The sequence below is a fragment of the Paenibacillus cremeus genome (assembly GCF_007786445.1).
GTDB lineage: Bacteria > Bacillota > Bacilli > Paenibacillales > NBRC-103111 > Paenibacillus_G > Paenibacillus_G cremeus.
Window position 1 is genome coordinate 1 of sequence record NZ_VNJI01000067.1, and the last position, 22,094, is coordinate 22,094.

The 22,094-nt window shown below is 50.6% G+C and carries 21 protein-coding genes; 18 read left to right on the plus strand and 3 right to left on the minus strand.

The genetic code is table 11. The features are described from left to right. Positions 1-212: 212 nt before the first annotated feature. From FPZ49_RS31770 to FPZ49_RS31815, 10 genes are all read left to right on the plus strand, one after another. Positions 213-1,352, plus strand: coding sequence for a glycoside hydrolase family 88 protein (locus tag FPZ49_RS31770; RefSeq protein ID WP_144854363.1), 1,140 nt, complete (start codon positions 213-215; stop codon positions 1,350-1,352). A gap of 158 nt (positions 1,353-1,510) precedes the next feature. Then, positions 1,511-2,497 carry an ABC transporter permease gene (locus tag FPZ49_RS31775; RefSeq protein WP_144854364.1) on the plus strand — a complete coding sequence of 329 codons (987 nt, stop codon included), beginning with the start codon at positions 1,511-1,513 and terminating at the stop codon, positions 2,495-2,497. 15 nt (positions 2,498-2,512) lie between these two features. After that, positions 2,513-3,388, plus strand: a complete 876-nt coding sequence (locus FPZ49_RS31780; protein WP_144854365.1) for a carbohydrate ABC transporter permease — start codon at positions 2,513-2,515, stop codon at positions 3,386-3,388. A 175-nt stretch (positions 3,389-3,563) separates the two neighbouring features. Then, a complete protein-coding gene (locus FPZ49_RS31785; protein WP_144854366.1) occupies positions 3,564-5,249 on the plus strand; it encodes an extracellular solute-binding protein in 1,686 nt (561 codons plus the stop codon). Between the two features lie 150 nt (positions 5,250-5,399). Beyond that, complete coding sequence (locus FPZ49_RS31790) at positions 5,400-7,610, plus strand: helix-turn-helix domain-containing protein (protein WP_144854367.1); 2,211 nt, start codon at positions 5,400-5,402, stop codon at positions 7,608-7,610. Positions 7,611-7,823: 213 nt separating this feature from the next. Beyond that, entirely contained in the window at positions 7,824-8,702 is an 879-nt protein-coding gene (locus FPZ49_RS31795; protein WP_144854368.1) for a carbohydrate ABC transporter permease, read from the plus strand. 24 nt (positions 8,703-8,726) lie between these two features. After that, the gene (locus FPZ49_RS31800) at positions 8,727-9,653 is read left to right on the plus strand and encodes a carbohydrate ABC transporter permease (RefSeq protein WP_186446221.1); all 927 of its coding nucleotides are present in this window, start codon (positions 8,727-8,729) and stop codon (positions 9,651-9,653) included. Positions 9,654-9,709: 56 nt separating this feature from the next. Beyond that, positions 9,710-11,017, plus strand: a complete 1,308-nt coding sequence (locus FPZ49_RS31805) for an ABC transporter substrate-binding protein (protein ID WP_144854370.1) — start codon at positions 9,710-9,712, stop codon at positions 11,015-11,017. Positions 11,018-11,032: 15 nt separating this feature from the next. After that, positions 11,033-11,767 (plus strand): glycerophosphodiester phosphodiesterase, encoded by a 735-nt coding sequence (locus FPZ49_RS31810; RefSeq protein ID WP_144854371.1) that lies wholly within the window; start codon positions 11,033-11,035, stop codon positions 11,765-11,767. A 29-nt stretch (positions 11,768-11,796) separates the two neighbouring features. Next, positions 11,797-12,942, plus strand: a complete 1,146-nt coding sequence (locus FPZ49_RS31815; protein ID WP_144854372.1) for an ROK family transcriptional regulator — start codon at positions 11,797-11,799, stop codon at positions 12,940-12,942. Positions 12,943-13,049: 107 nt separating this feature from the next. Here FPZ49_RS31815 and FPZ49_RS31820 read toward each other — a convergent pair whose 3' ends face one another. Then, positions 13,050-13,517: a chromosome partitioning protein ParB gene (locus FPZ49_RS31820; protein WP_144854373.1), complete on the minus strand. Its 468-nt coding sequence runs from the start codon at positions 13,515-13,517 to the stop codon at positions 13,050-13,052. A gap of 186 nt (positions 13,518-13,703) precedes the next feature. Here FPZ49_RS31820 and FPZ49_RS31825 point away from each other — a divergent pair, with 186 nt between their 5' ends. The 3 genes from FPZ49_RS31825 to FPZ49_RS31835 all read left to right on the plus strand — a co-directional run bounded on the left by FPZ49_RS31825 (position 13,704) and on the right by FPZ49_RS31835 (position 16,846). Continuing rightward, positions 13,704-13,985, plus strand: a complete 282-nt coding sequence (locus FPZ49_RS31825) for a DUF3817 domain-containing protein (RefSeq protein WP_144854374.1) — start codon at positions 13,704-13,706, stop codon at positions 13,983-13,985. Between the two features lie 124 nt (positions 13,986-14,109). Continuing rightward, the gene (locus FPZ49_RS31830) at positions 14,110-14,862 is read left to right on the plus strand and encodes an AAA family ATPase (RefSeq protein WP_144854375.1); all 753 of its coding nucleotides are present in this window, start codon (positions 14,110-14,112) and stop codon (positions 14,860-14,862) included. 358 nt (positions 14,863-15,220) lie between these two features. Next, the gene (locus FPZ49_RS31835; RefSeq protein WP_144854376.1) at positions 15,221-16,846 is read left to right on the plus strand and encodes an ATP-binding protein; all 1,626 of its coding nucleotides are present in this window, start codon (positions 15,221-15,223) and stop codon (positions 16,844-16,846) included. A 13-nt stretch (positions 16,847-16,859) separates the two neighbouring features. Here the strand turns inward: FPZ49_RS31835 and FPZ49_RS31840 are convergent, their stop codons facing one another. Next, positions 16,860-17,783 carry a nucleoside hydrolase gene (locus FPZ49_RS31840; protein WP_144854377.1) on the minus strand — a complete coding sequence of 308 codons (924 nt, stop codon included), beginning with the start codon at positions 17,781-17,783 and terminating at the stop codon, positions 16,860-16,862. 401 nt (positions 17,784-18,184) lie between these two features. Between FPZ49_RS31840 and FPZ49_RS31845 the strand changes: the two genes are divergently transcribed. The 4 genes from FPZ49_RS31845 to FPZ49_RS31860 all read left to right on the plus strand — a co-directional run bounded on the left by FPZ49_RS31845 (position 18,185) and on the right by FPZ49_RS31860 (position 20,880). Continuing rightward, a complete protein-coding gene (locus FPZ49_RS31845; RefSeq protein WP_144854378.1) occupies positions 18,185-19,276 on the plus strand; it encodes an iron-containing alcohol dehydrogenase family protein in 1,092 nt (363 codons plus the stop codon). A 216-nt stretch (positions 19,277-19,492) separates the two neighbouring features. Next, positions 19,493-20,092 carry an ankyrin repeat domain-containing protein gene (locus FPZ49_RS31850; RefSeq protein ID WP_144854379.1) on the plus strand — a complete coding sequence of 200 codons (600 nt, stop codon included), beginning with the start codon at positions 19,493-19,495 and terminating at the stop codon, positions 20,090-20,092. Positions 20,093-20,197: 105 nt separating this feature from the next. Further along, positions 20,198-20,452 carry a hypothetical protein gene (locus FPZ49_RS31855; RefSeq protein ID WP_144854380.1) on the plus strand — a complete coding sequence of 85 codons (255 nt, stop codon included), beginning with the start codon at positions 20,198-20,200 and terminating at the stop codon, positions 20,450-20,452. A gap of 23 nt (positions 20,453-20,475) precedes the next feature. Continuing rightward, positions 20,476-20,880 (plus strand): hypothetical protein, encoded by a 405-nt coding sequence (locus FPZ49_RS31860; RefSeq protein ID WP_144854381.1) that lies wholly within the window; start codon positions 20,476-20,478, stop codon positions 20,878-20,880. 188 nt (positions 20,881-21,068) lie between these two features. Here FPZ49_RS31860 and FPZ49_RS31870 read toward each other — a convergent pair whose 3' ends face one another. Continuing rightward, positions 21,069-21,386, minus strand: a complete 318-nt coding sequence (locus tag FPZ49_RS31870) for an NIPSNAP family protein (RefSeq protein ID WP_144854382.1) — start codon at positions 21,384-21,386, stop codon at positions 21,069-21,071. Between the two features lie 146 nt (positions 21,387-21,532). Between FPZ49_RS31870 and FPZ49_RS31875 the strand changes: the two genes are divergently transcribed. After that, on the plus strand, positions 21,533-22,018 hold the full coding sequence (locus FPZ49_RS31875; protein WP_144854383.1) for a glutathione peroxidase: 486 nt from the start codon (positions 21,533-21,535) through the stop codon (positions 22,016-22,018). Positions 22,019-22,094: the final 76 nt, after the last annotated feature.

Here is a 22,094-nt window from a genome sequence, read left to right on the forward strand (position 1 = left end):
GCGACGGGTGAAGACGACTCGCTCCTGAAGATGGGGAACTGACAAAGGAAAGCCGTGTGCGGGAAATCCGCATGCACGGTTTGACGGGGAGTCCGAGGGAGTAATCCCTCGTCTTACCCTACTGATCCTGTTAATCCAGCAAAAACATGTATATTGAGCGGCCTGCTGTGTTCTGATTATGCTTGGAGCATTCAACGAATAGGAGTGGAAGCATGAGCACAGCGGAATGGATCCAAGAAGCATGGGAAGCGGGAGTTAAAAAGGTGCTGAGCACGAGCCATCGAGTCGGCGAGGGATTTCCGCATGGCTCTCACGACGGCCAGTTTCAGTTGATGCCGCCGCACTACTGGACGGCCGGCTTTTGGCCGGGACTGCTATGGCTAGTCTACAGAGACCGGCAAGTGGAGGAACTGCGCCAGCTAGCCGAGAGCTGCGAAGCGCAGTTGGGCGAAGCGCAGTTGGGCGAAGTGCTGCATGGCTACGAGCGGTTGGATCATGATATGGGCTTCATGTGGACGCTGACCTCGATAGCCAATTGGCAGCTGACCGGCAGTGAGCCATCGAAACGCCGAGCGCTAATGGCCGCAAGTCATTTGGCCGCCCGGTTCAACTTAAAGGGCAGCTTTATCAGAGCATGGAACCATCCTGAGCGTGTCGGCTGGACGATCATCGACTGCATGATGAATCTCCCTTTGCTCTACTTTGCGTCGAAGCAAACCGGCGATCCGCGCTTCAAGCATATCGCCAAGGCGCATGCGGAGATGGCCGTGAACCATTTTATCCGCGAAGACGGCTCGGCCTATCATGTCGTATGCTTCGATCCCGAAACGGGAGAACGAACGGGAGCGCTTGGCGGCCAAGGCTACGCAGAGCATTCCGCCTGGGCGCGGGGAGCAGCGTGGGCGATTCACGGTTCGATTCTCAGCTATCAGCATACGGGGGGAGCAGATTTCTTGGACGCCGCCGAGCGGTCGGCGCGATTTTTCATAACCCATCTGCCAGAGGATCAGGTGCCGTATTGGGACTTCCGGTTGCCTTCCTTCGAGGGCGCGCCGAGGGATTCCAGTGCCGCCGCAATTGCAGCAAGCGGGCTGTTAAACCTGGCGGCTGCCTGCCATGGGGAATGGGCTTTATTTTACAAAGATAAGGCCTGTGCCATTCTTCAATCGTTAGCGCAAAACTATACGGCGGGGGAATGGGAAGAAGCGATTCTGTTAGGGGGTACGGGAAATTTACCGGGTAACCAGAACATAAATAAGCCGTTAATTTACGGGGATTACTTCTATATGGAGGCACTGTCCAAGCTGCAAGGCCGTTCCTCCTTCTGGGAGCCGGACTCGCAGGCCGATTAACTGGTTTTCCATCACATGTCTATGGCTCGAAAAAGTGTATATTGCACCTGGAAATCCGTGCAGCACCGGCCTGTTAACTGTTCGAAATCATGTATATTGTGCGGCCCCCCAAAAGCCCGGTAAGATGGGCCTAATCACAAAGCGAGGAAGGGACAGCCATGAATAAGACACCGCCTCACACTCCAGCTTTCGCAGCGGCTCAGCCCCGAGCTTCGACCAAGGCGAAGCCGAACTGGCTGGTAAGGAAGTATGGGAAACGGGTTCTGAAGCAAAACATTCCGTTATACATCATGTTTTTGCCGATCATCATTTTCTTTCTGGTGTTCAAGTATTACCCGATGACAGGCCTCGTCATTGCGTTCAAAAGGTACAGCTTTATTAAAGGGATTTGGGGCAGCCCCTGGGCAGGTCTGAGCTCGTTCAAGCTGATTTTCAGCAATGATCAAATGATTCACATCATTTGGAATACGCTGCTGCTTAGCGGGCTGGCGATTGTGATCGGCTTCCCGATCCCGATCATTCTTGCCTTGCTGCTCAATGAAGTGAGGAAAATGGCGTTTAAACGGTTGATTCAAACTTTTGTCTACCTGCCTCATTTTCTCAATTGGGTCATCGTCGGGGGCATTGTCATTACCATGTTCTCCCAAAACACAGGCACGATCAATCATTTGATCGATAAGGCTTTTGGAACGACCATCCCGTTCTTATATAACGAGTATTCGTGGTTAGGGATCTTTATCGGATCGGGGATCTGGAAGGAAGCCGGCTGGGGAGCGATCATCTATTTGGCGGCTTTGACCTCCATCGATCAGAGCTTGTATGAGGCCGCCAGCATCGACGGGGCCAACAAGTGGCAGCAGATGCTGCGAATAACGCTGCCGGGCATTTTGCCGACGATCATTATTATGTTGATTTTGAAAATCGGCCACCTGATGGAAGTAGGCTTCGATCAAGTGTTTGTCCTGCAAAACGACGCCGTGTCCAACATCTCGGAGGTCATCAGCACGTTTATGTACAAAATCGGGATCCAGCAAGCGAATTTCAGTTTAGCTACCGCGATGGGACTGTTCGAATCCTTTGTCGGCCTGGTGCTGGTTGTAGCGGCGAACCGGATCGCGCGTCAGTTTGGCCAAGGCCTATGGTAAGCGGAGGAGGAGCGCATGAGCAGCACTAGAGGAGAGAAACTATTTTACGCACTGAACTATGTTGTTCTGTTTTTGATCGGGATGAGCTGCCTGCTTCCACTCGTTCACATTCTGGCGATGTCCTTGAGCGATAAGCATGCACTCCATTCCGGTTCTGTAAGCTTCTGGCCCGTCAACTTAGACTTTAGTGGCTATCAAGCCTTGTTTAAGGAGACGCCGATTTTGAGGTCGTTCGGCAATAGCATGATCATTACGATGATCGGTACCGCGCTGAATATTGGGTTTACGGTGCTTGCAGCGTATCCGTTGTCGAAGCGCTATTTTATCGGGCGCAGGGTCTATTCGTTCGCGATCATTTTCACGATGATTTTCTCGGTCGGATTAATTCCGAATTATTTGCTTCTCAAAAGCTTAGGCCTGCTTAATGGGTATGGTGCCTTATGGCTGCCTGGGCTAGTGAGCGTCTGGAACCTGATGGTGTTAAGAAGCTTTTTCGAAGCGCTTCCCGAGGAGCTGGAAGAAGCATCGCGCATCGACGGCTGTTCCGAGTGGAGATTGATTGTGCAAATCGTTATGCCGTTATCGTTACCGGTTTTAGCTGCGTTATCGCTCTTTTACGGTGTTGCGCACTGGAACGCCTTCATGAGCGTGTTAATTTATATCAATGATGCCAAGAAGCTGAACCTGACGGTGCTCGTGCAGCAGCTGATTCAGAACCAAAGCTTGATGCAGGAGATGGCGAATACGCAGCCGGAAATGGCCATGAAGCTGACCTCGGAAGGCATGAAGGCGGCAGGGGTCATCGTCATGACGCTCCCGATGTTGATCGTGTACCCCTTTATCCAAAAATATTTTGTTAAGGGTGTGATGATCGGAGCGGTTAAGGGTTGATGTCGGAGCGAGTGAAAGATATTCGGGGTCCCCGCAAAGTAATCGGAATATGCTTCGAAGAAAAACGTCACTTTGTGGGACATTTTTAGGTGGTGATCAGCCTCTACGAACATGGTAGTCTTAGTAACAAAGAGAAGAACAGTTGCGGTGAATTCTCTAAGGGGTGACAATTCGAATGAAGAACAATCAAATGATGAAAGCGGCATCCGTAACGTTGGCTATGGCATTATCGGGCGCGGCATTACTTACAGCCTGCTCGTCGGATAAAGAAGCGGCGAATCCGGCGGCAACGCCAAGCGGCACAGCTTCAGCACCAGCAGCGACCGCAAAGCCGGCAGGACCCAAACCGAAAATTACGGTTTCCATCTACGATCGAAATGCGGTTCCACAAGGGGAAGGCACGATCACGGATAACCGCTGGACGAAATGGATCAATGAAAATGCTCCGGTTCAGGTTGATTTTGTTCCGGTCCCTCGTACCAACTCGACTGAGAAATGGAACGTGCTGTTTGCGTCCGGGCAAGCGCCTGACTTGATTATGGAGTTTTCGAATCCTTATATGAAGGAATTGGCGTCCAAAGGGCAAATTATCCCGTTGGACGATGCCATTGCCAAATATTCGACGAATTACAAAAAGGTGTTCCAGGAAAATCAGACCCTTCAAAAGCTGACCAAATTTAACGGCAAAACGTACTTCTTCGGGAGAACGATACCGTATACGACGAACCACTTCCTGATGATTCGCAAAGATTGGCTCGATAAGCTCAAGCTTTCGATGCCTACGACGACAGAGGAATACTTGAAGGTTGCTAAAGCCTTCACCGAGCAAGATCCGGATGGGAACGGTAAAAAGGATACGTTTGGAACCACCTTCTGGGATGTGGATTATTTCTTCCAGCTAGGTCAATCGAGCGATGAGCCGCTGCCGATGTCTTCCATCACTTCGTATCATCTCATTAACGATCAATACACGCGCACCTGGGACCGTCCAAAGGCAGACCTTGCTTTCAAAAAAGCGCTTTATGACGCAGGGGCTGTAGATAAGGATATTTTTGCGGATAAAACAGGGGCAAAGGCACAGCAGGACTGGGTCAACGGCAAGCTCGGCATTTGGGGGGCCGGCGGTCTGGAAGGAGCAACGATCTACCAACAGTATGAGACGCTCAAGAAAAACAACCCGACGGCTGAAGTGGCCATTCTTGCGCTTCCGAAGTCTGAATTCGGCCAGTTTTCACCAGCTGCCGGCCCTAATATGCAGTTTGTGGCGGGGATTAATGCAACAGCCAAGAATGTGGAAGCAGTCGTGAAGTACGTAGACTGGCTGATGACACCGGACGTGCAGAAGACGCTCATGTTCGGAATGGAAGGTGTACACTACAAGGTTGGCAGCGACGGATGTCCGAAGCCGATCGATGTGGAGAAAAACAAAAAAGAGTTGAATTGGAACGGCGATTTCCAAATGATGTCCCAAACCGGCACGATGGGCAAATGTGTCGATTATTCCAATCAGCTGGATCCGAATAAACCGCTGGACAAGGAATACTTGAATTTGATTACCCAAGCACGTGCAGCTTACGTTACGCCGGATCGTCCCAATACAACCGAGGCTATTCTTCCGGTAAGTCTGCCGGATGAGATGACGGTCATTAAGAATACGCTCAGAACGACCTTAACGAATACGTATACGAAAGCGATTGTAAGCGGGGCCAGCTATTCGGTTGACCAAGCGATGAAGGATGCTCAAGACGCTTGGGAAAAGGGCGGCGGCAAAGGCATCGACGAGTTCTTAAAGAAAGCCTATACCGACAACAAGAACGATGTGATTTACACGAAAGATTACTATAAGTATTTGAGCAAATAAACCGTTTTCGAAGAGGCCTCTCATGCGCGAATCCAGCGCGGGAGGTCTTTTTGCCATGTGTGTTTATCCAGCGAAATTATGTATATTGCCCCCAGCTTAGGGCGGTATGATAAAATAATTGTATTATCATGCTAAGGAGTGAAATGCTCCATGAAAAGAAATTGGTTTCATCGCTTGCTTCTTTCCTATTTACCGGTACTGATACTGATTGTTTGTCTATTTGTCTTTATCGGGATTGTTCAGCTGAATGACCTCTCCAGAAAAGAAGCGATGAAATCAAGTCAAGTCTATGTTCAAAATATTCAAAACAGCATCGACATGTCCCTACGGTCGGTTGAGATTATGATGCTGGAGACGATCACGAGGAATATGAAGTTTACGACCTTTGCCGGTATGGAGAGTGATCCTTCGTTTATCATTGATCTCTCGCAGCTGCTGCAGAGCATGGCGACTTCCAACTCGTGGATCGATACCGTTTATATTTATCGAGCGGGCGACGGAACGGTGGTCAGCGATAAAACCATATTGAATATCGGGCAGTTCGGGGATCGGGCTTTCATTGAAAGCAGCTTGAATCATCCGCAGAAGGCCCGGTGGAGCGCTCCCCGAGTTTTTCGTACCCTACAGAACGGAAATCCGGAAGAGAAGGTCATCTCCATCAGCAGCGGGGTACCTATTAATAGCAAAGGCATTGCACTGCTGGTCGTCAATATCAAGATGTCTGCGATTCAAGAGTTTCTAGAGAAATACGGGAATTCAGAGGTTAACAAAGTCGCGGTGATCGATAACAGCGGCAATAAATTGTTCGGTGCTGCTGGCATCGAAGCCAAGGCGGGCGATACGCTGCTCGTCTCGGAATATACCGGCTGGAACTATTCGAACAGCTTCAAGACGGAAGGGATCGGTAATATTTATTTTTATATGACCAGCGGTTGGTTCATTATCGGGTTCCTCGGGATGGTGATCGGAATTGCATGGGTCATTTACATCACGCGTAAGAACTACAAGCCCATTGAAACGATCATGTCACGCATACAGAAATACAACCAGATGCATAAGGATAATCCGATTCAAGGGCCGTCGGTCGATGAGCTGAGCTATATCGATTACACGCTGAGCAGCATGATCGAGGTGAGTGAGGGATACCAGTCGCAATCCAAGGCGAATGAAAAATACCGGCAGCTCATGCTGTTTAAGGAATTGGTCGAAGGAAGCCAATCAATCGACCGGGCGGAATGGGAGGCCGAGCTTCGCCATATGGGGATCGCTTCCTTCGGCAGCGCGTCGGTCAGCATTGGCGAGATTGACAAGTATATCGACTTCCTGAGTCAGTATTCTAGGAAAGACCAGGGGCTGTTCAAGTATATTTTGAAAAAGGCGGTCGAGGAGACGGCCGAAGCGAGAGGCCTTCGCATTTGGCAGGAATGGATTACGAATCACCGGCTGTGCATCATTTTCTTTGAAGAGCAGCAGCAGCCTGCGGAATCGCTGATGCTGGAAGTATCCGACCAGGTGCGGAAGTGGATGCAGGATAACTTGAATTTAACGGTTACGTTCGGACTAGGAAACACCGTAGCTGAAGCGAACGCTATCGTTCAATCATATGAATCGGCTGCGAGGGCGCTTGACTATAAATCCGCGCTGGGCAGCAATCGCGTCATCGGCCATTGGGAGATCGAGCTGCTGTCGCACGATGATCTCTATGTGTACCTGCAGTATGTTCGGACGATTGCACAAGCGTTCCGGGTAGGCAATGGCGGCTGGGAGGAGCAGCTGCGGCTTTTGTTCGAGGGCTTGCGCAGGCTCATGCTGCCTAGAGATGAGATTAGCGGTATTTTAAGCTATATGAATTATTATTTTTACCGGGAAATGATGGAGCTGCCGCCGGATTATCAGGAGCTATGGAATCGCGAGTTCCGGACGCCGTGGGATGAGAATATGGAGGCACTAGAGACGCTGGAGGAGCTGGAGTTTTTTTACTCGAGGACGCTGTCCGCTTGCGCGAAGAAAATGGAAGCGATCCGAGAGAGCAAAGGGAACCATGGTGTCGTACAGAAGGTGAAGGACTACATCGAGGAAAACTTCAGCAACCCTGATCTGTCGCTATCCAGTCTAAGCGATCAGTTCCATATGAATGCGTCCAGCTTGAGCACCTTATTCAAAGAGGATTTCGGCGAAAAATTCGTCGTTTACTTATGTCAGGTGCGAATGGAGCATGCGAAGGAGCTGCTGCGTGGAACCGGCCTGCCGATTCAAGAGATTTCGGAACGGGTCGGATATTTGCATCAAATGTCCTTCATTCGGGCGTTCAAGAAAATGATCGGGACGACGCCTGGCGATTACAGGAAGGTGCATCAATGATAAGGGAAGAAGCCTGGGGGAAAGCCTCAGGCTTCTTTTGTTTAGTGCCCATGTGAATAGAGCAAAGTTTGTTTACTTAATCTTTATGAGCCCCTAACAATGAGTTGATAATGGGTTGCTATACTTCAAGCAAGTAAGTCAATTAATTTGATTAATTACATTGACAATTGCTATCGATGAAGCACCGATACCAATTGCAATAAGGAGGGCTACATGAATCGTTTGAAGGAGAATGTCACCGGCTATGTGCTCTTAGCTCCTGCTTTAATTATGCTCGGCCTGTTTGTCATCATTCCGATCATTTACAGCTTCGGGCTCAGCTTCTACTCATGGGACATGCTGCGGCCTAATCCAACATTTGTCGGCTTAGATAATTACAGCCGGCTGCTTTCTGATGAAGAGTTTTACCTGACGCTCAAGCGCACGTTATTATATGCCCTCATGACCGTGCCGGCTTCCATGCTGCTAGGGCTCATCTTTGCACTGCTGTTAGACAAAGGAGCCAAAGCATGGCTGCTGGCTTACCGCTCGGTCTTTTTTGCACCGATGGTGACGTCGGCCGTGGCCATCTCCGTCGTCTGGATGTGGATTTACCATCCGGACCACGGCTTGATGAATGCGATCTTAAAGCCGCTTGGCATCGGACCGTTCCGCTGGTTGAACGACGAGCACACCTCGCTCGTTTCTCTTGCGATCATGTCCATTTGGAAATCGTCGGGATACTGCGTCATTTTGTATCTGGCCGGCTTGCAGTCGATCGACCCGCATGTGGAGGAGGCTGCGCGGATGGATGGCGCGAACGGATGGCACATTGTCCGCCACATCAAAGTTCCTTTGCTGGGACCGATGACCCTGCTGATGCTGATTTTGCAAACGATCGAGCAATTCCAGACGTTTACTCAAGTCAATGTGATGACGCAGGGAGGGCCAGCCCAAAGCACGGAATTGCTCGTCGTTCAATTGTATCACTACGCTTTTGAAATGTTCCAAATGGGGTATGCTTCAGCGATTGCGATTACCGTCTTCATCATTATTTTGGCGCTGACTTTGCTTCAGATGGCAGTCGTGGGGCGTCGGGTGCATTATCAATAATTTCGCTGGAAGGAGATGAAAGACATGGCCGTGGATTTGAAAAGGACCGTACCCGCAGCCACAAGCATCGAGCATCGAAAAAGCAAGCCTAAGCCGAACGGGAGCCTTATACATCCTCGTATGACAGCAGCGAAGGTTGGCGGTGAAGTCCTGAGGCATGCTGTGTTGATCTTGGCCTCGGTGATCATGATTCTGCCGTTCCTCTGGATGATTCTTTCTTCCTTCAAGCCGGGAGACGAGATTTTTACCTCCAGCTTTTTCGCCCTGCCAAGTCATTGGGTCTGGAAAAACTATGTGACGGCTTGGCATGCAGCACCGTTCGGCCGATTCTTTTTAAACAGCTTGATCATTGCGATTGGAGTTGTGGTGGGCCAGATCTTGACCTGCTCGTTCGCCGCATATGCGCTGACTTGGGTGAATCTATGGGGACGAAAATTTTGGTTCCTGTTCATCATTGCCACGACGATGATTCCGTTCGAATCGACGATCATCCCTTCGTATTTGGTCGTTAAGCAGCTCGGCTGGATGAACTCCTATGCAGGTCTGATCGCACCTGGGATCACGAGCGTCTTCGGCATTTTCCTGCTGCGCCAGTTTTTCCTGACGGTTCCCCGCGAGCTGTTCGAGGCTGCGCGAATGGACGGCTGTACGCACTTTGGCATGCTGTTTCGCGTTATTTTGCCCCTATCCAAGACGGTTTTGGCAACGATGAGCTTGTTTGCTTTCCTGCATGCCTGGAACAGCTATTTGTGGCCGCTTATGATTACCAATAGCACCGACATGCGAACCGTGCAAATCGGTTTGAGGTACATGATCAATGTGGAGCTGGGCACCCAATGGCCGTCCCTGATGGCGGCTTCGACGTTGATCATCCTTCCGGTGCTGATCGTTTTCTTATTACTGCAAAAATATTTTATCCGCGGGGTCATGCAGTCCGGCATTAAAGCTTAATTCTGGACGTTGAACCCGTACCAATATAACCAACCTTTGGAGGAGAGAAAGAAACCATGAAAAAAGCATCTTTCGCATTGTTGGCTCTCATGATGGCAGTAACATCCGGCTGCGGCGCATCGAAAACCACAACGGACTCCGCACCGGCAGCTAGTACAGCATCGAACGCATCGACCAGCCCTGCCCCTGAAAAAGATATCACCCTGACCTTCTGGTCCACAACGCAGGATTTATATGCCGATATGACGAAGAAGTTCGAAGCGCAGAACCCTCATATTAAAATCAAGGCCGATTTCATGGGCGACTACGATGCGATGGAGCAAAAGGTGCTCGCCGCCGTCGTGGCCGGCAATCTGCCGAATGTGGTTCAGCTGGGCCAGCGGTACGGTATTCCCCAGGTAGCGGACAGCGGTAAGCTCATTCCAATTGAGCAGTTTATGACCGATCAGGAGAAGCAGGATGTGTATCCGGCGCTCTGGGATCGATTCCGCTACAAGGACAAGCTTTGGACGATCCCGTTCAACAGCAGTACTCCTGTTTTATACTATAACAAGACGATGCTGGATAAAGCCGGGTTAAAAGCACCTAGCAGCTGGGACGAGCTGGTAGCCGCTGCCAAGAAACTGACGCAAGATACGAACGGCGATGGCAAATCCGATGTTTGGGGCTTTAGCTCGGCCACGGATACTCCATGGTACTTCCAAGCGCTCGTATGGGATCGAGGCGGTGCTTTCCTGGATCCAAGCGGCAAGCCGACGGTGAACAGCAAAGCAGTGGTCGATACGCTGAAGGGTTATCAGGACTTGGTCAATGTCGAGAAAGCGATGGCTCCGAACCAGCATAAGACGGCCGGTGAAGACTTTACTGCAGGTAAGCTGGCCATGATGTTCTGGTCGGGCTCCTCGCTCAAAAGCTTCCAGAAGCAAGTCGGCGACAAGTTCGAGATTGGTGTAGCCTTCCTGCCGAGCATTCAGTCGCGCAATGTGCCGATCGGCGGCAACAGCTTAGGGATTTTCAAATCCGACAAGGACACCGAGGCTGCAGCTTGGAAGTTCGTGCAATTTTTAACGAATGCCGAGAATGCCGCTCAGACCAGTATGACGTCCGGCTACGCACCCATCCGGAAGACGGCTGCGGATCAGCCGCAATTTAAAGATCTTCTCGGTAAGGACCCGTTGTTTAAAACGATTATGGAGCAAAACCAATATTTGAAGGCCAACGGCATTAGTCCTGCCGACGCCGTCATCTGGAACGGACTGGTCACCGCTCAGGAGAAGGTCGAGGGCGATCCCATGGCCGATCCGAAAGCACTGCTGGATAAGCTGCAGGCCGATGTAGAGAGCTATCTCAAAGGATACAAATAAGGAGGCGATGGCTGTATGTTTATGAACCTGGCGCATCGAGGCGCATCGGAATATGCTCCGGAGAACACGTTAGCCGCATTCTACAAAGGGGTAGAAATGGGAGCGAACGGGATCGAAACGGATTTGCGTTTATCCAAGGATGGAACGGTTATTTTATTCCATGATCATGACTTAAACCGGACGACCAATGGCAGCGGCGCCCCGCGTGACTACGATTGGAGCGAGCTGGTGGAGCTGGATGCCGGCTCCTGGTTCTCCCCGGCGTATGCCGGAGAACGGCTCGTGACGTTCGAGGAATTTTTGCACCATTTTGGCAGGAAGGAGCTGCATTTCGCTTTAGAGCTGAAGGATCAGCAAGTAGAGCAGAAAATGCTGGACTTAATTCATCAATATCGTGTGTGGGAGAAAGTAACGGTCACTTCCTTCAGCTTCGATAATTTGGTTGCCGTTCGGAAGCTGGACACCGCGATTCGCATTGGCCACTTGATTCGAAAGATCGACGTGGCTGCGCTAGACAAGCTGGAAGAGCTGGGAGCGCAGCAAGTATGCCCGAGTGCTGAATTACTAACGCCCGAGGATGTTGCGCTGGCCAAATCAAGAGGGTTTGAAGTCCGGGCCTGGGGCGCTTTCACCGTCGAGCTGATGGATCATGTGCTGGCGTGCGGGGTAGATGGAACAACGATTAATTTTCCCGATAAATTAACCGCGCGATTGAACGAACGGGCACATGGTGCATCGTCGCCCGTCTGATAGAATGCAATAGAGGAGGGCAGCCCATCGTGAACGCCGATTACAACAGCTTCCAATGGATGAAGCTGAACAACCAGCGAAAGGTGTTGGAGCTGCTTCATTATGAGGCTGCGATCTCCCGGGTAGAGATCGCTCGCAGAACCCAGCTGACCAAGCAAACGGTCACCAATCTGGTGAATGAATGTCTGGAAAAGCAATGGGTCGAAGAGGTACATACACAGCCGATGACAGGGTCCGGCCGCCCGCCGGTGCTGCTCCGACTGCGTCGAGAGAAGCTTCTGGCGATCGGCATCGAAGTAACCGGACGCTACATTGCCGGTGTCTTGATGAATTATGACGCCGTGCTGCTGCATCAAGAGAAGCTAGAGCACAACGGCCCGACGGCAAATGACATCTTGCTGGGCAAAATCGAGCGGATCATCGCACGCTTGCTTGCCCATGTGCCGGATTCGCTGCGGCTGCTAGGAATTGGTTTCGGCGTTCAGGGACTGGTCGATTCCGACACCGGCACCGTCCAGCATTCTCCTTACGTAGGCCTATTTGCTTTCCACATGGCCCAATGGGCGCAGGCGCGGTACGGTCTTCCCGTTCGAGTAGACAATAACGTGCGGGCTTTTGCCAACGGAGAAATTTGGCTGCGCAACGACCGCTCGCTTCAGGATACGCTATGTATTTATTTGGATGAGGCGGTCGGTGGCGCCTTGCTGCTTGAAGGGAGAATGTACACAGGAGCGAACAGCCAGGCTGGCGAGATTGGACATATGAAGATCCAAGACCGTGGCAACGGCTGCCGCTGTGGTCAATATGGCTGCTTGGAAGCCCACATTTCGATCGAAGCCATTACTAAGGCGCTGAGCCGATCTACCTTTGAAGAGGTGCAGAGTCTGCTGGCAGAGGCGAACAGGGATGCGGTTTCCATATTGGTGAAAGCAGGCAGCTGGCTAGGCACAGCGCTCGGCAATACAGCCAACCTGCTGAATCCGTCCAAAATTATTATCGGAGGGCAGCTCACCGAAGCGGCGCGCTGGTTTATGCCGGCCTGTGAAGACACGTTTGCCCGAACGGTCATTCCAAGCTCGCATACGAACATGGAATTAAGCGATTATACGCGCAATAACTGCAGCATCGGTGCGGGCACATTGGTATTTCAGCATTGGATGAGTTACCCGAATTAAATCACGATTACGCTTGCGTTCATGATTAATGAGCTGCGCGGGCGACTCTTCCACTGACGATTCGCCATCGATGAAGGCATTTAAACACGCTCCCTAGTGGATCGTGTTTATTTTTCTGCAGGTGGATGTTTCAATGTCTCCCAAATATTCTCCACGCTCTCATCATCCCAAAGGATGACCCAATATTGCTTTATCCCTGCACGTTGAAGAGCCGCGGTTCTTCGATTCCCATCTCTTACGGATAAAACGCCGTTAATATGCTGGATGATGGGAGGCGGGGCGTCCCAATGTACACGAAACATCCGCTCAAAGCTCCCCACCTTGTACTCCCAATGCTCCACGGAGGAATAGTACTCCATATTGGGCTCATTTTCGGGGCCGTGGCAGCGCTGTAACCGATCCACATCGACTAGAATGGGGCCCAGCCAATGTCGTTTTTGCTTCAATAAGCCTTCGGAGAAGGCTGGATTTTTGCCAGCAGCGTTTAAATATAGATGCACCCACTCTTCGATTTGACCGCGAGCGGCGAATGCTTTGGCTTCTGCACACGTAAATTCAAGCTCTTCAGAATTCATGACTTTCATTGCCTCCTTAATAATGCTTCACACTTCATTATTTTACCAGTTGGTAGGAAGCTGAGGTGGTAAAATTTAGCTATAGCCAATTTTTCAAGCCTCCTCACTTTTAGTCACGACTTGTACATGGTTTTGTAAAACCGGGGTTGATATAATAGAGGAAACTGGGGAGAATGAGGTAGACGGATGCTGAAGACACCGATCGGACGATTGCGTTTTGTTGGATTTCTCGAAGGTCTTTCCTTCTTAATTTTGCTGGGAATTGCGATGCCGCTCAAGTATATCGCCGGAATTCCACAGGCCGTCTTTGTGGTGGGGATGCTTCACGGAGCATTGTTTTCGTTGTATCTCATCGCGATCGGCCATGCCTGGTACAAGCGCAAGCTTACTTTTGGAAGCTCGTTGCTGGCCTTTATTTGCGCCTTTCTGCCCTTTGGACCGTTTGTGCTCGATAGGAAATTTCGCTGATTTACCGCGTAAGAACAACAGAGAAAGGCTGCCGTCCTTGATGGTGAGCAGCTTTTTTTATTCGGCCCAACTCTATGCTAAAATTTACCTTGTAATCCATCTCTCTGATACAGGAGTTTCGACTATGCAGTCACGTGGATCTTTTTTAAGGCAAATCGAGCTGAAGCGGCACCAGATTCCCTCCTTCGATAGCTATCCTTTTGATCTGAAGGTCATTCAAAACTTCACCAAGCTGGAGCTCCATCCCAAAGTAACCTACATCGTCGGCGAAAATGGAATGGGAAAATCCACTCTCATGGAGGCCATTGCCGTGGCGTGGGGATTTAATCCAGAGGGCGGCACGATCAACTTTTCCTTTTCGACCCGATCGACGCATTCCAGCTTGCACGAATATATGCAATTAATCCGAGGACCGCATCGGCCTAGAGACGGGTTCTTCTTCCGAGCTGAAAGCTACTATAATCTCGCTACGAATATCGATGAGATGGATAGTGAGCCTTCTTTTGGGCCACCGATTAAGGATTCTTATGGCGGTAAATCATTGCATGAGCAGTCGCATGGCGAGTCGTTCTTTTCTGCGTTTATTCATCGGTTTGGAGGGCGGGGCTTGTATATTTTGGATGAGCCGGAGGCGGCCTTGTCACCCTTCCGTCAAATGGCCATACTGGCCCGCATTCATGAGCTGGTTCAGCAAAACTCCCAGTTTATTATTTCTACCCACTCCCCGATTCTGATGGCGTATCCGGACTCGATTATTTATAACTTAACTTCGGATGGAATGGAGATTAGGGCGCTTGAGGAAACGGATCACTACATCATTATGAAGCAGTTTCTGAATAACAAAGACAACATGCTCAGGCAGTTGTTTGAACAATGAACCTATCTCCTAGGGGAGGAGTAAACGAGAATGAAAGCACTGAGATTACGACCTTTTGTTTCGTCTGGTCCAGACTACCCGCTCGCTGTTCGGATCGGGTAGCCGTCATGAAGAACGGCGTGATTCAAGAGATGGGCGATGCCTCAGCGATCTTGTTTGAGCCGCAAGCGGAATATACGCGAGCGCTGCTGAAGGCCGCAGCTTATCCTTGAGCAGCGAGTAGCTACATAGATGAAGTGAAAAGCCGCAGCTGCGGCTTTTTCTTCTTATTAATAATATTTTCTTTAGACAAATTTTATCTTCGGTGGGTTATGATAAAATGGGATGTTCCGACTACTATTAAGCGTAGGTGAGAAGGTTGTTTTTATATGATTATGTCGTTAATCTCTCCATATTTTCACTGCTGGTTTCTTCACCTTTGGTCATCCGTTCCTTCATCAAACCCCGCTCGTTAAAGCAAAAGCACCTATGGGTCGGCCTATACGCCGGGATTGTTTCCGTCATTCTCGTGATGCTGTCGGTTAAGCAAGAAGGCTATTCCTACGATATCAGGTACGCCCCGGTGATCCTCATGTTTTCTTACTTCGGCCCCGCAGGGGGGCTAATCACGGGCGTATTTGTACTATTATCGAGACTGTTTTCCAGCGGCAATTGGCAGCCGGCCATTACCGGCTGGGTATTTATTATGTTGTGTTTCACCGTCTTGCATAGATATGTTTCAAGATTTTCGGCGCCGAAGAAGTGTGTAATCTTTTCCGGAGCGTATATCGTATTGTATTTGTGCACCGTGTTCTATTTTCACATTTTAGTGTATGAGCCGCTCTTTCATGTCCAGTATCTCCTTTTTGTTTTGCTGGGCGTACTTCTGGGGTGCTTATTGATCGAGTCCTATGAGCGCCTCCGCCGAATTACCTCCGAGAAGCAGGACGTGGAGCGAACGCTGGAGGAGAGCGAGTTCAAATATCAGCTCATCGCCGAGCATTCCTCCGACCTGATTGTGGTGATGGACAAAGCTCATGCAATCAGCTACTTTTCTCCATCCCATCAGCTGGTGCTAGGGTATCCCTGTGGGGAGCTGGTAGGCTCCGAGCTGCGCCAGATCGTTCACCCGGACGATGTGAGAATGTTTGAAAGCACGATAGAGCAAATCTATGAGAAAAAAGATTCTTATGCCATGGAGATCCGACTGGCGCACAAGGACGGCCGCTATATACAATTCGAGTCCCGCTGCAGTCCGGTTCAGGGGCATGCGGGCAGAGTAGAGCATATGGTCATGACCAGCCGGGACATTTCCGAGCGCAAGAAAGCGGAAGAAATTTTGCTGCAATCGGAGAAGCTGTCGATCGTCGGCGAGCTGGCGGCCGGTGTGGCCCACGAAATCCGCAATCCGCTGACCACACTGAAAGGCTTTCTCCAGCTCTACAAAAGCAGCGGCGTGAGCAAGTATAACGACCTGCTCTTAGTCGAGCTGGAGCGCATTGAAACGATCACCAGCGAGCTTCTCACATTGGCCAAGCCGCAAGCCGTCCAGCTCACCTGTACCGAGGTTCGGGAGTTGATGGATTACACGGTTGAGATGCTGGCGCCGCAGGCCCTTTTGAACAATATTGAATTTATACGGGGCTACGGCACTGAAGCGCTACCCATCACCTGTGCATCCAATCAAATCAAGCAGGTGTTTCTGAATATTTTAAAAAATGCAATGGAAGCCATGCCGCGCGGGGGCGAGATTCGCATCAGCCTGTGCAAGGAAGCGGGAGAAGTGTGCCTGATCTCGATCCAGGATCAAGGCAGCGGCATCTCGGAGGAGATGATTCCTCGGTTGGGCCAGCCCTTTTACAGCTTGAAGGAAAAAGGAACCGGGCTCGGGCTCATGATCAGCCATAAAATTATTAAACAGCATCAAGGCAGCATCACCTATCAGAGCAAGCTGGATGAAGGCACGTTGATTGAAATTCGACTGCCCATGGAAAGCGCGGGATAGGTTTACACGCACTCTATTCCTTCTTGCCCGCTAGCTTGCGAAATAAATCTTGAAACACTCGATCTCGGTCCAGATAGGAAACATACCGGATCGGGTGTCGATTGGGATCGTGAATAAAGCGCAGATCGTCGGAGATGAGGGGGGACGGAGTCAAATAGCTAGGACAAGCTTCGGGCTGGAGCAGCCAGGCGATGACGGATAAGTCCCAGATGACCCTGGAATAGCCAAAATGATCCGCTCTGCAGCTGGCATACGTTTCATATAAATAGCTTCCGATCGCGCCGCTGTCTTTTACATACTCTCGAACCTCGGAGAGGGTGGTTTTCAAATGGGAAGCGACGCCCATACATGGAATGAGCACCACCGGAGCCGTACTGTCAAAAATGATCCGTGCCGCATGCACATCCTGCTTCAGGTTGAACTCATCGGTCCGAGGCCAGTGGAAGGCATGCCCACCCAGCCAAACAATCACGATCCGGTGGATGATCTCAGGGGCTAACAGCAGCGCAGACGCCACGTTCGTAATCGCCCCAATCGCTACAACATAGAGCGGGTCGGAGGGGTCTGTATCCATGGCTCGGCGGATCAAATCTTGTACAGCCTCACTATCCACGGGCTCAACGCTGCCCGGCAGGTAGGACGTCGATCCGCGCAGCACAGGGAGCTCCTCGCGCTGCATCAGCGCACGAATTTTCAGCAACTCGTGATAGCTCTTCTCCATGCCGTCCCCTGGACTGCTGGACATCTGATTGTAGAACGGTGCGGCATAGAACGCTTCGAGCTCGATCCGCTCGGAAGACAGCAGCGCATAGACCACGGCGAATTGGTCGTCAATTTCATTGAAGGTGTCCGTATCCAGCACCATTCGTACTTTACGTCCGGGATGCTCCAACTTTCTCACGAGCTCATCGACAGGCAAGCTTTTGAACGTAGGCATAGTCATCATCCTCCTGCGGAATGTATTTTGGTAACGTTTCCAATGGCAACACAGCAACATTTTAGCATATCACAGGGAAAAGACAATGAATTATCCCATCGAATCTCATTTACATTGCTGAAATGAAAAGAAATCTTAACCTGCTCGTGGTGATGAAGGGGGAGGGGCCTTTTGATAATCTATAAACCCACAAATCTTGTTCCCATGAACCAGTAATCATTGCAGACCACAAAAAAACCGCAGGCTTGAACTGCACCCCAATGGTTAGACACGATCTAACAGATGGAGGCTGTTAACCTGATTACTCTAAAAATCTTTAATTTTTATTTTTTAATTCGGGATAACCATATATACTTAAGAAGGATTCAATGCAACACATTTGAAGGGAGACGGTGGAAAGCATGCATGGCGTACATTTTACGTTAGGCTCGCCCAACGCATATATTCATGAGCCGGGGATCTTGCACAAGGCTGGGGAATGGATCGTTAAATTCGGACATTCCGTCTTTATCGTTACTGGAGAAAAATCGTGGGACAGCTGTGGCCGTACGCTGATTGACAGCTTAGAGAGTGAGGGCGTGCGTTATTCCGTCGAGAAGTACCGTGGGGAATGCTCGTATGAGGAGGTTGCCCGTCTAAAAGAGCTGGCGGCGGGGGAGCCGGAGTTAATTTGCGGCGTAGGCGGTGGGAAGGTGCTGGATACCGCCAAAGCGCTGGCGAACGATCTCGGCAAGCCGTTCGTCGCCATCCCTACACTTGCCGCAACCTGTGCTGCGGTCAGTAATCTTGCGATTATGTATACCGAGGACGGAGTCTACATCAACTTTCCAGTCTATGTTCGCGGCACGGAGCTTTGTCTTGTGGACACGGAAGTGATTGCTCAAGCACCCGTACGCTATTTAGGGGCAGGGATCGCCGATACGCTAGCTAAATGGATTGAGTGTCCAATGGCGGCTACCGGCAAGAAGCACAATATGTCGACCGTCGTTGGGCTGCAAATGGCCAAGCTCTGCTACGATACCCTTCTTAAGCATGGTGCGCAGGCCATGAATGATGCTGAGCAGGGAATTTCGAGCGAAGCGCTGCAGCATATCATCGATACGAATATTTTGATCAGCGGATTGGTAGGCGGGTTCGGTGAGGACAACTGCCGATCAGCTGCTGCACACGCGGTGCATAATGGCTTGACCGTAATTCCGGAATCCCATCATGCGTTTCATGGGGAAAAGGTGGCGTACGGCATTTTGGTCCAATTGGTATTGGAAAATCGCCCCCAAGCGGATCTGGACGAAGTGCTGGGATTTTTCAAAGAGCTTGCTCTGCCTCGCAAGCTGAAGCATTTGGGCATTGATCGGGAGCTTAGCGAAGAGGAGCTGGCGGAGGTCGCACACATTTCCTTGCTGCCGGAGAGTACGATGGGCAATATGTCGATGACGATCACGCAGGCAATGGTGATTGAGGCGATCCGAACCGTCGAAGGCTGGTTGGAATAGTTGGATATACCCAAGGGCTAGCAAGTTGTAAGCGCTGCCCTTGGGTTAGTATATTTTATTTTAGCACGTGAAGCAGAAAGCGAGGCCTATTCGGCACCTAATCGAAACGTTTTTCTGAAGTGGCTAACATCTCTTTTAAAGAAGGCACGCCCGTCTGGATTGTCCCAAAATATGGTATGATGCTTCCAATACATCTCGTGGTAAGGGGATCAGAGTATGGAATTCATATATGATGATGACACGCTGGCAATAGAAGTTGTAGGGGCGATCCGCACTGGCGATACGGAAAGTCTGGGGGTGCATTTGGCTGCGCATCCACAGCTGGTTCATTTAGGGATTGTCAGCAGAGACCGGAAAAGCTGCCCGACGCCTCAAGCGCGAACGTTGCTCCATATTGCAACCGACTGGCCGGGTCATTATCCTAACGGGGCGGCCATCATTCGCATGTTGGTCGATGCCGGGGCAAACGTGAACGCGCGCTTCACGGGGCCGCACACCGAAACTCCGCTTCACTGGGCGGCGAGCAATGACGATATCGATGCGCTGGACGCGCTTCTCGATGCTGGCGCCGACATCGAAGCACCGGGCGCGGGGCGCGTGTCCCGGCAGGACCAAGTCATCGTCGCCTTCTGGTGCGCCTGCCATGGCGGGCAGCCGTCTTCTGTCGAGTACCTGCTGCACCGGGGAGCCGATCTGAGCTGGGCTTCGGACTGGGATGGCTTGACGCCTCTGGACGCAGCGAAACGCAGTGAAGCTCATGATCTAGTTCAGTGGCTGATTCGTCAGGGCGCTAAGAGTGCGGATGAGCTGAGGTGAGCTTTTGGGAGGGGGGATTTGGGAACCACGCAGACCTAACTACTCCTGCGAAGCGCCCGTAGCTTGGGTTGAAATTTACAAAGTAAATACCTCGGAGGCTTATTTATGAAAATCGGAATTGTCGGCGATTATCATGCAGATTATCCATCACAAAGGGCCACGAATGAAGCTTTGTTGCATTCCATTGAAAAAAGTGAGCGCGAAATCAAGTTTGACTGGATACCCACGTCGACGATAACCGAACAACTGGATTCCATCGTGAAGTCGTACAACGGCTTTTGGATTGCTCCAGGCCGCCCGGAATCCGCGATCGGTGTGCTTCAGATTATTAAATATGCGCGCGAAGCGAACATCCCCTAGGCACGTGCAGCGGCTTTCAAAATATGCTCATCGAGTATGCCAGAAATCAAATCGGAATTGAGGAGGCAGAGCATGAGGAGCAAGATCCTGATGCTTCTAAATTGCTCGTGAGCAGACTATCTTGTTCATTAGTAGGTCAGCAAGGCGAAGTTTGCTTAGATTCTTTTTCAAAGGTATTTCAAATCTATCGAGAAGCAAAGATCGTAGAGCAATTCAGGTGCAATTATGGGCTCAATGCGGAGTATCAGGCTTTTGTAGAACAATCCGGTTTGGAAATCGTAGGGAAAGATAGCTCCGGAAACCCGAGGGTTATTGAAATACCGGGGAACCGTTTTTTTATCGGGACCCTGTTTGTTCCACAGCTTAGTTCAACCCCTGAACATCCCCATTGTTTAATCGATTCCTTTATTGACCATGTCTGTTCGTAGAATCCGGAAAAGTGAGGCAATAGGTATGCCCGTCATCCCCGTGTGGCATGCTTTTACATCGAGTTCAAACACGATCGGCATTCTAGTAGTTGCGCCTATATCTGGCTTTTGTATGGGCCTATTGGCATCATCATTGGTCTACGCCTTTCGCCGCTAACCGCCAGCCAGCAGTCAGCGGCTGCAGCCCTCTATGCCTTAAAATAGGGGGCACGAGTCATAAAAATCTCTTCAAGCTTCTCCACAATCGGCCCGCTTTCCTCAGACTTGCGCTTGATCTCGTTCCACTCAGGATCTGTTCGGAACGCATTCCACTGCCGCTGCCGCTCCTCCATATCCGCATATTCCATCACGTAATACAGCTTCGGAAGGCCGGTCTGATCGATCCAGAAATCCGTTACCTTCATGCCCAGACGTTCAAAAATCCCCAGCGTGTGCTGGCTGAACCGTTGCTCAATGGCGTCCAGCCGTCCAGGGTACATCGTGTAAATCCGCAGCTCGTGCAGCAAGCTTTATCACTCCTCGGTTTGAGATTCACCACATTTTGGATACATTTTCAACATAGCATGGAATTCTATCGCTTTGCAATCGGAAATATGGCAAGGTAGAATGGAATGAATGATGAACACGAAGTCTGACCTAGGAGACAGGTTCAATGAACGTATATGATTTCAAGGTTCGTACCGCGCGTGGGGAGCAGAAGCCGCTGTCCGAATATCGCGGAAAGGTGCTGCTGATTGTCAATACAGCGACCCAGTGCGGATTGGCTCCGCAGTTTCATGGACTGCAGCAGCTTCATGAAAAATATAAGGATCAAGGGCTAGTCGTACTGGGCTTTCCTTGCAACCAGTTTAGGGATCAAGAGCCGGTGCGCGATCAGGAGATGGAGCAAACGTGCCAGATCAATTTTGGGGTCACCTTCCCCCTGCTGGCCAAAATCGATGTGAACGGAGCGCAGGCGGATCCGCTGTACCAATACTTGAAGAAGGAGAAGCCCGGCTTATTCGGTTCGGGAATCAAGTGGAATTTTACCAAGTTTCTGATAGATACGAATGGCCAAGTAGTAAAGCGCTTCTCGCCAACGACCAAGCCGCAAAGCATCGAGCGGAAGATTCAAGAGCTGCTGGAACAAACCAAATAACTCGCATCAGAGGACCTTTGACATGTGTCGAAGGTCTATTTTGTTTGTTCTGGAAGTCGCCTATTAAAATCCGAAT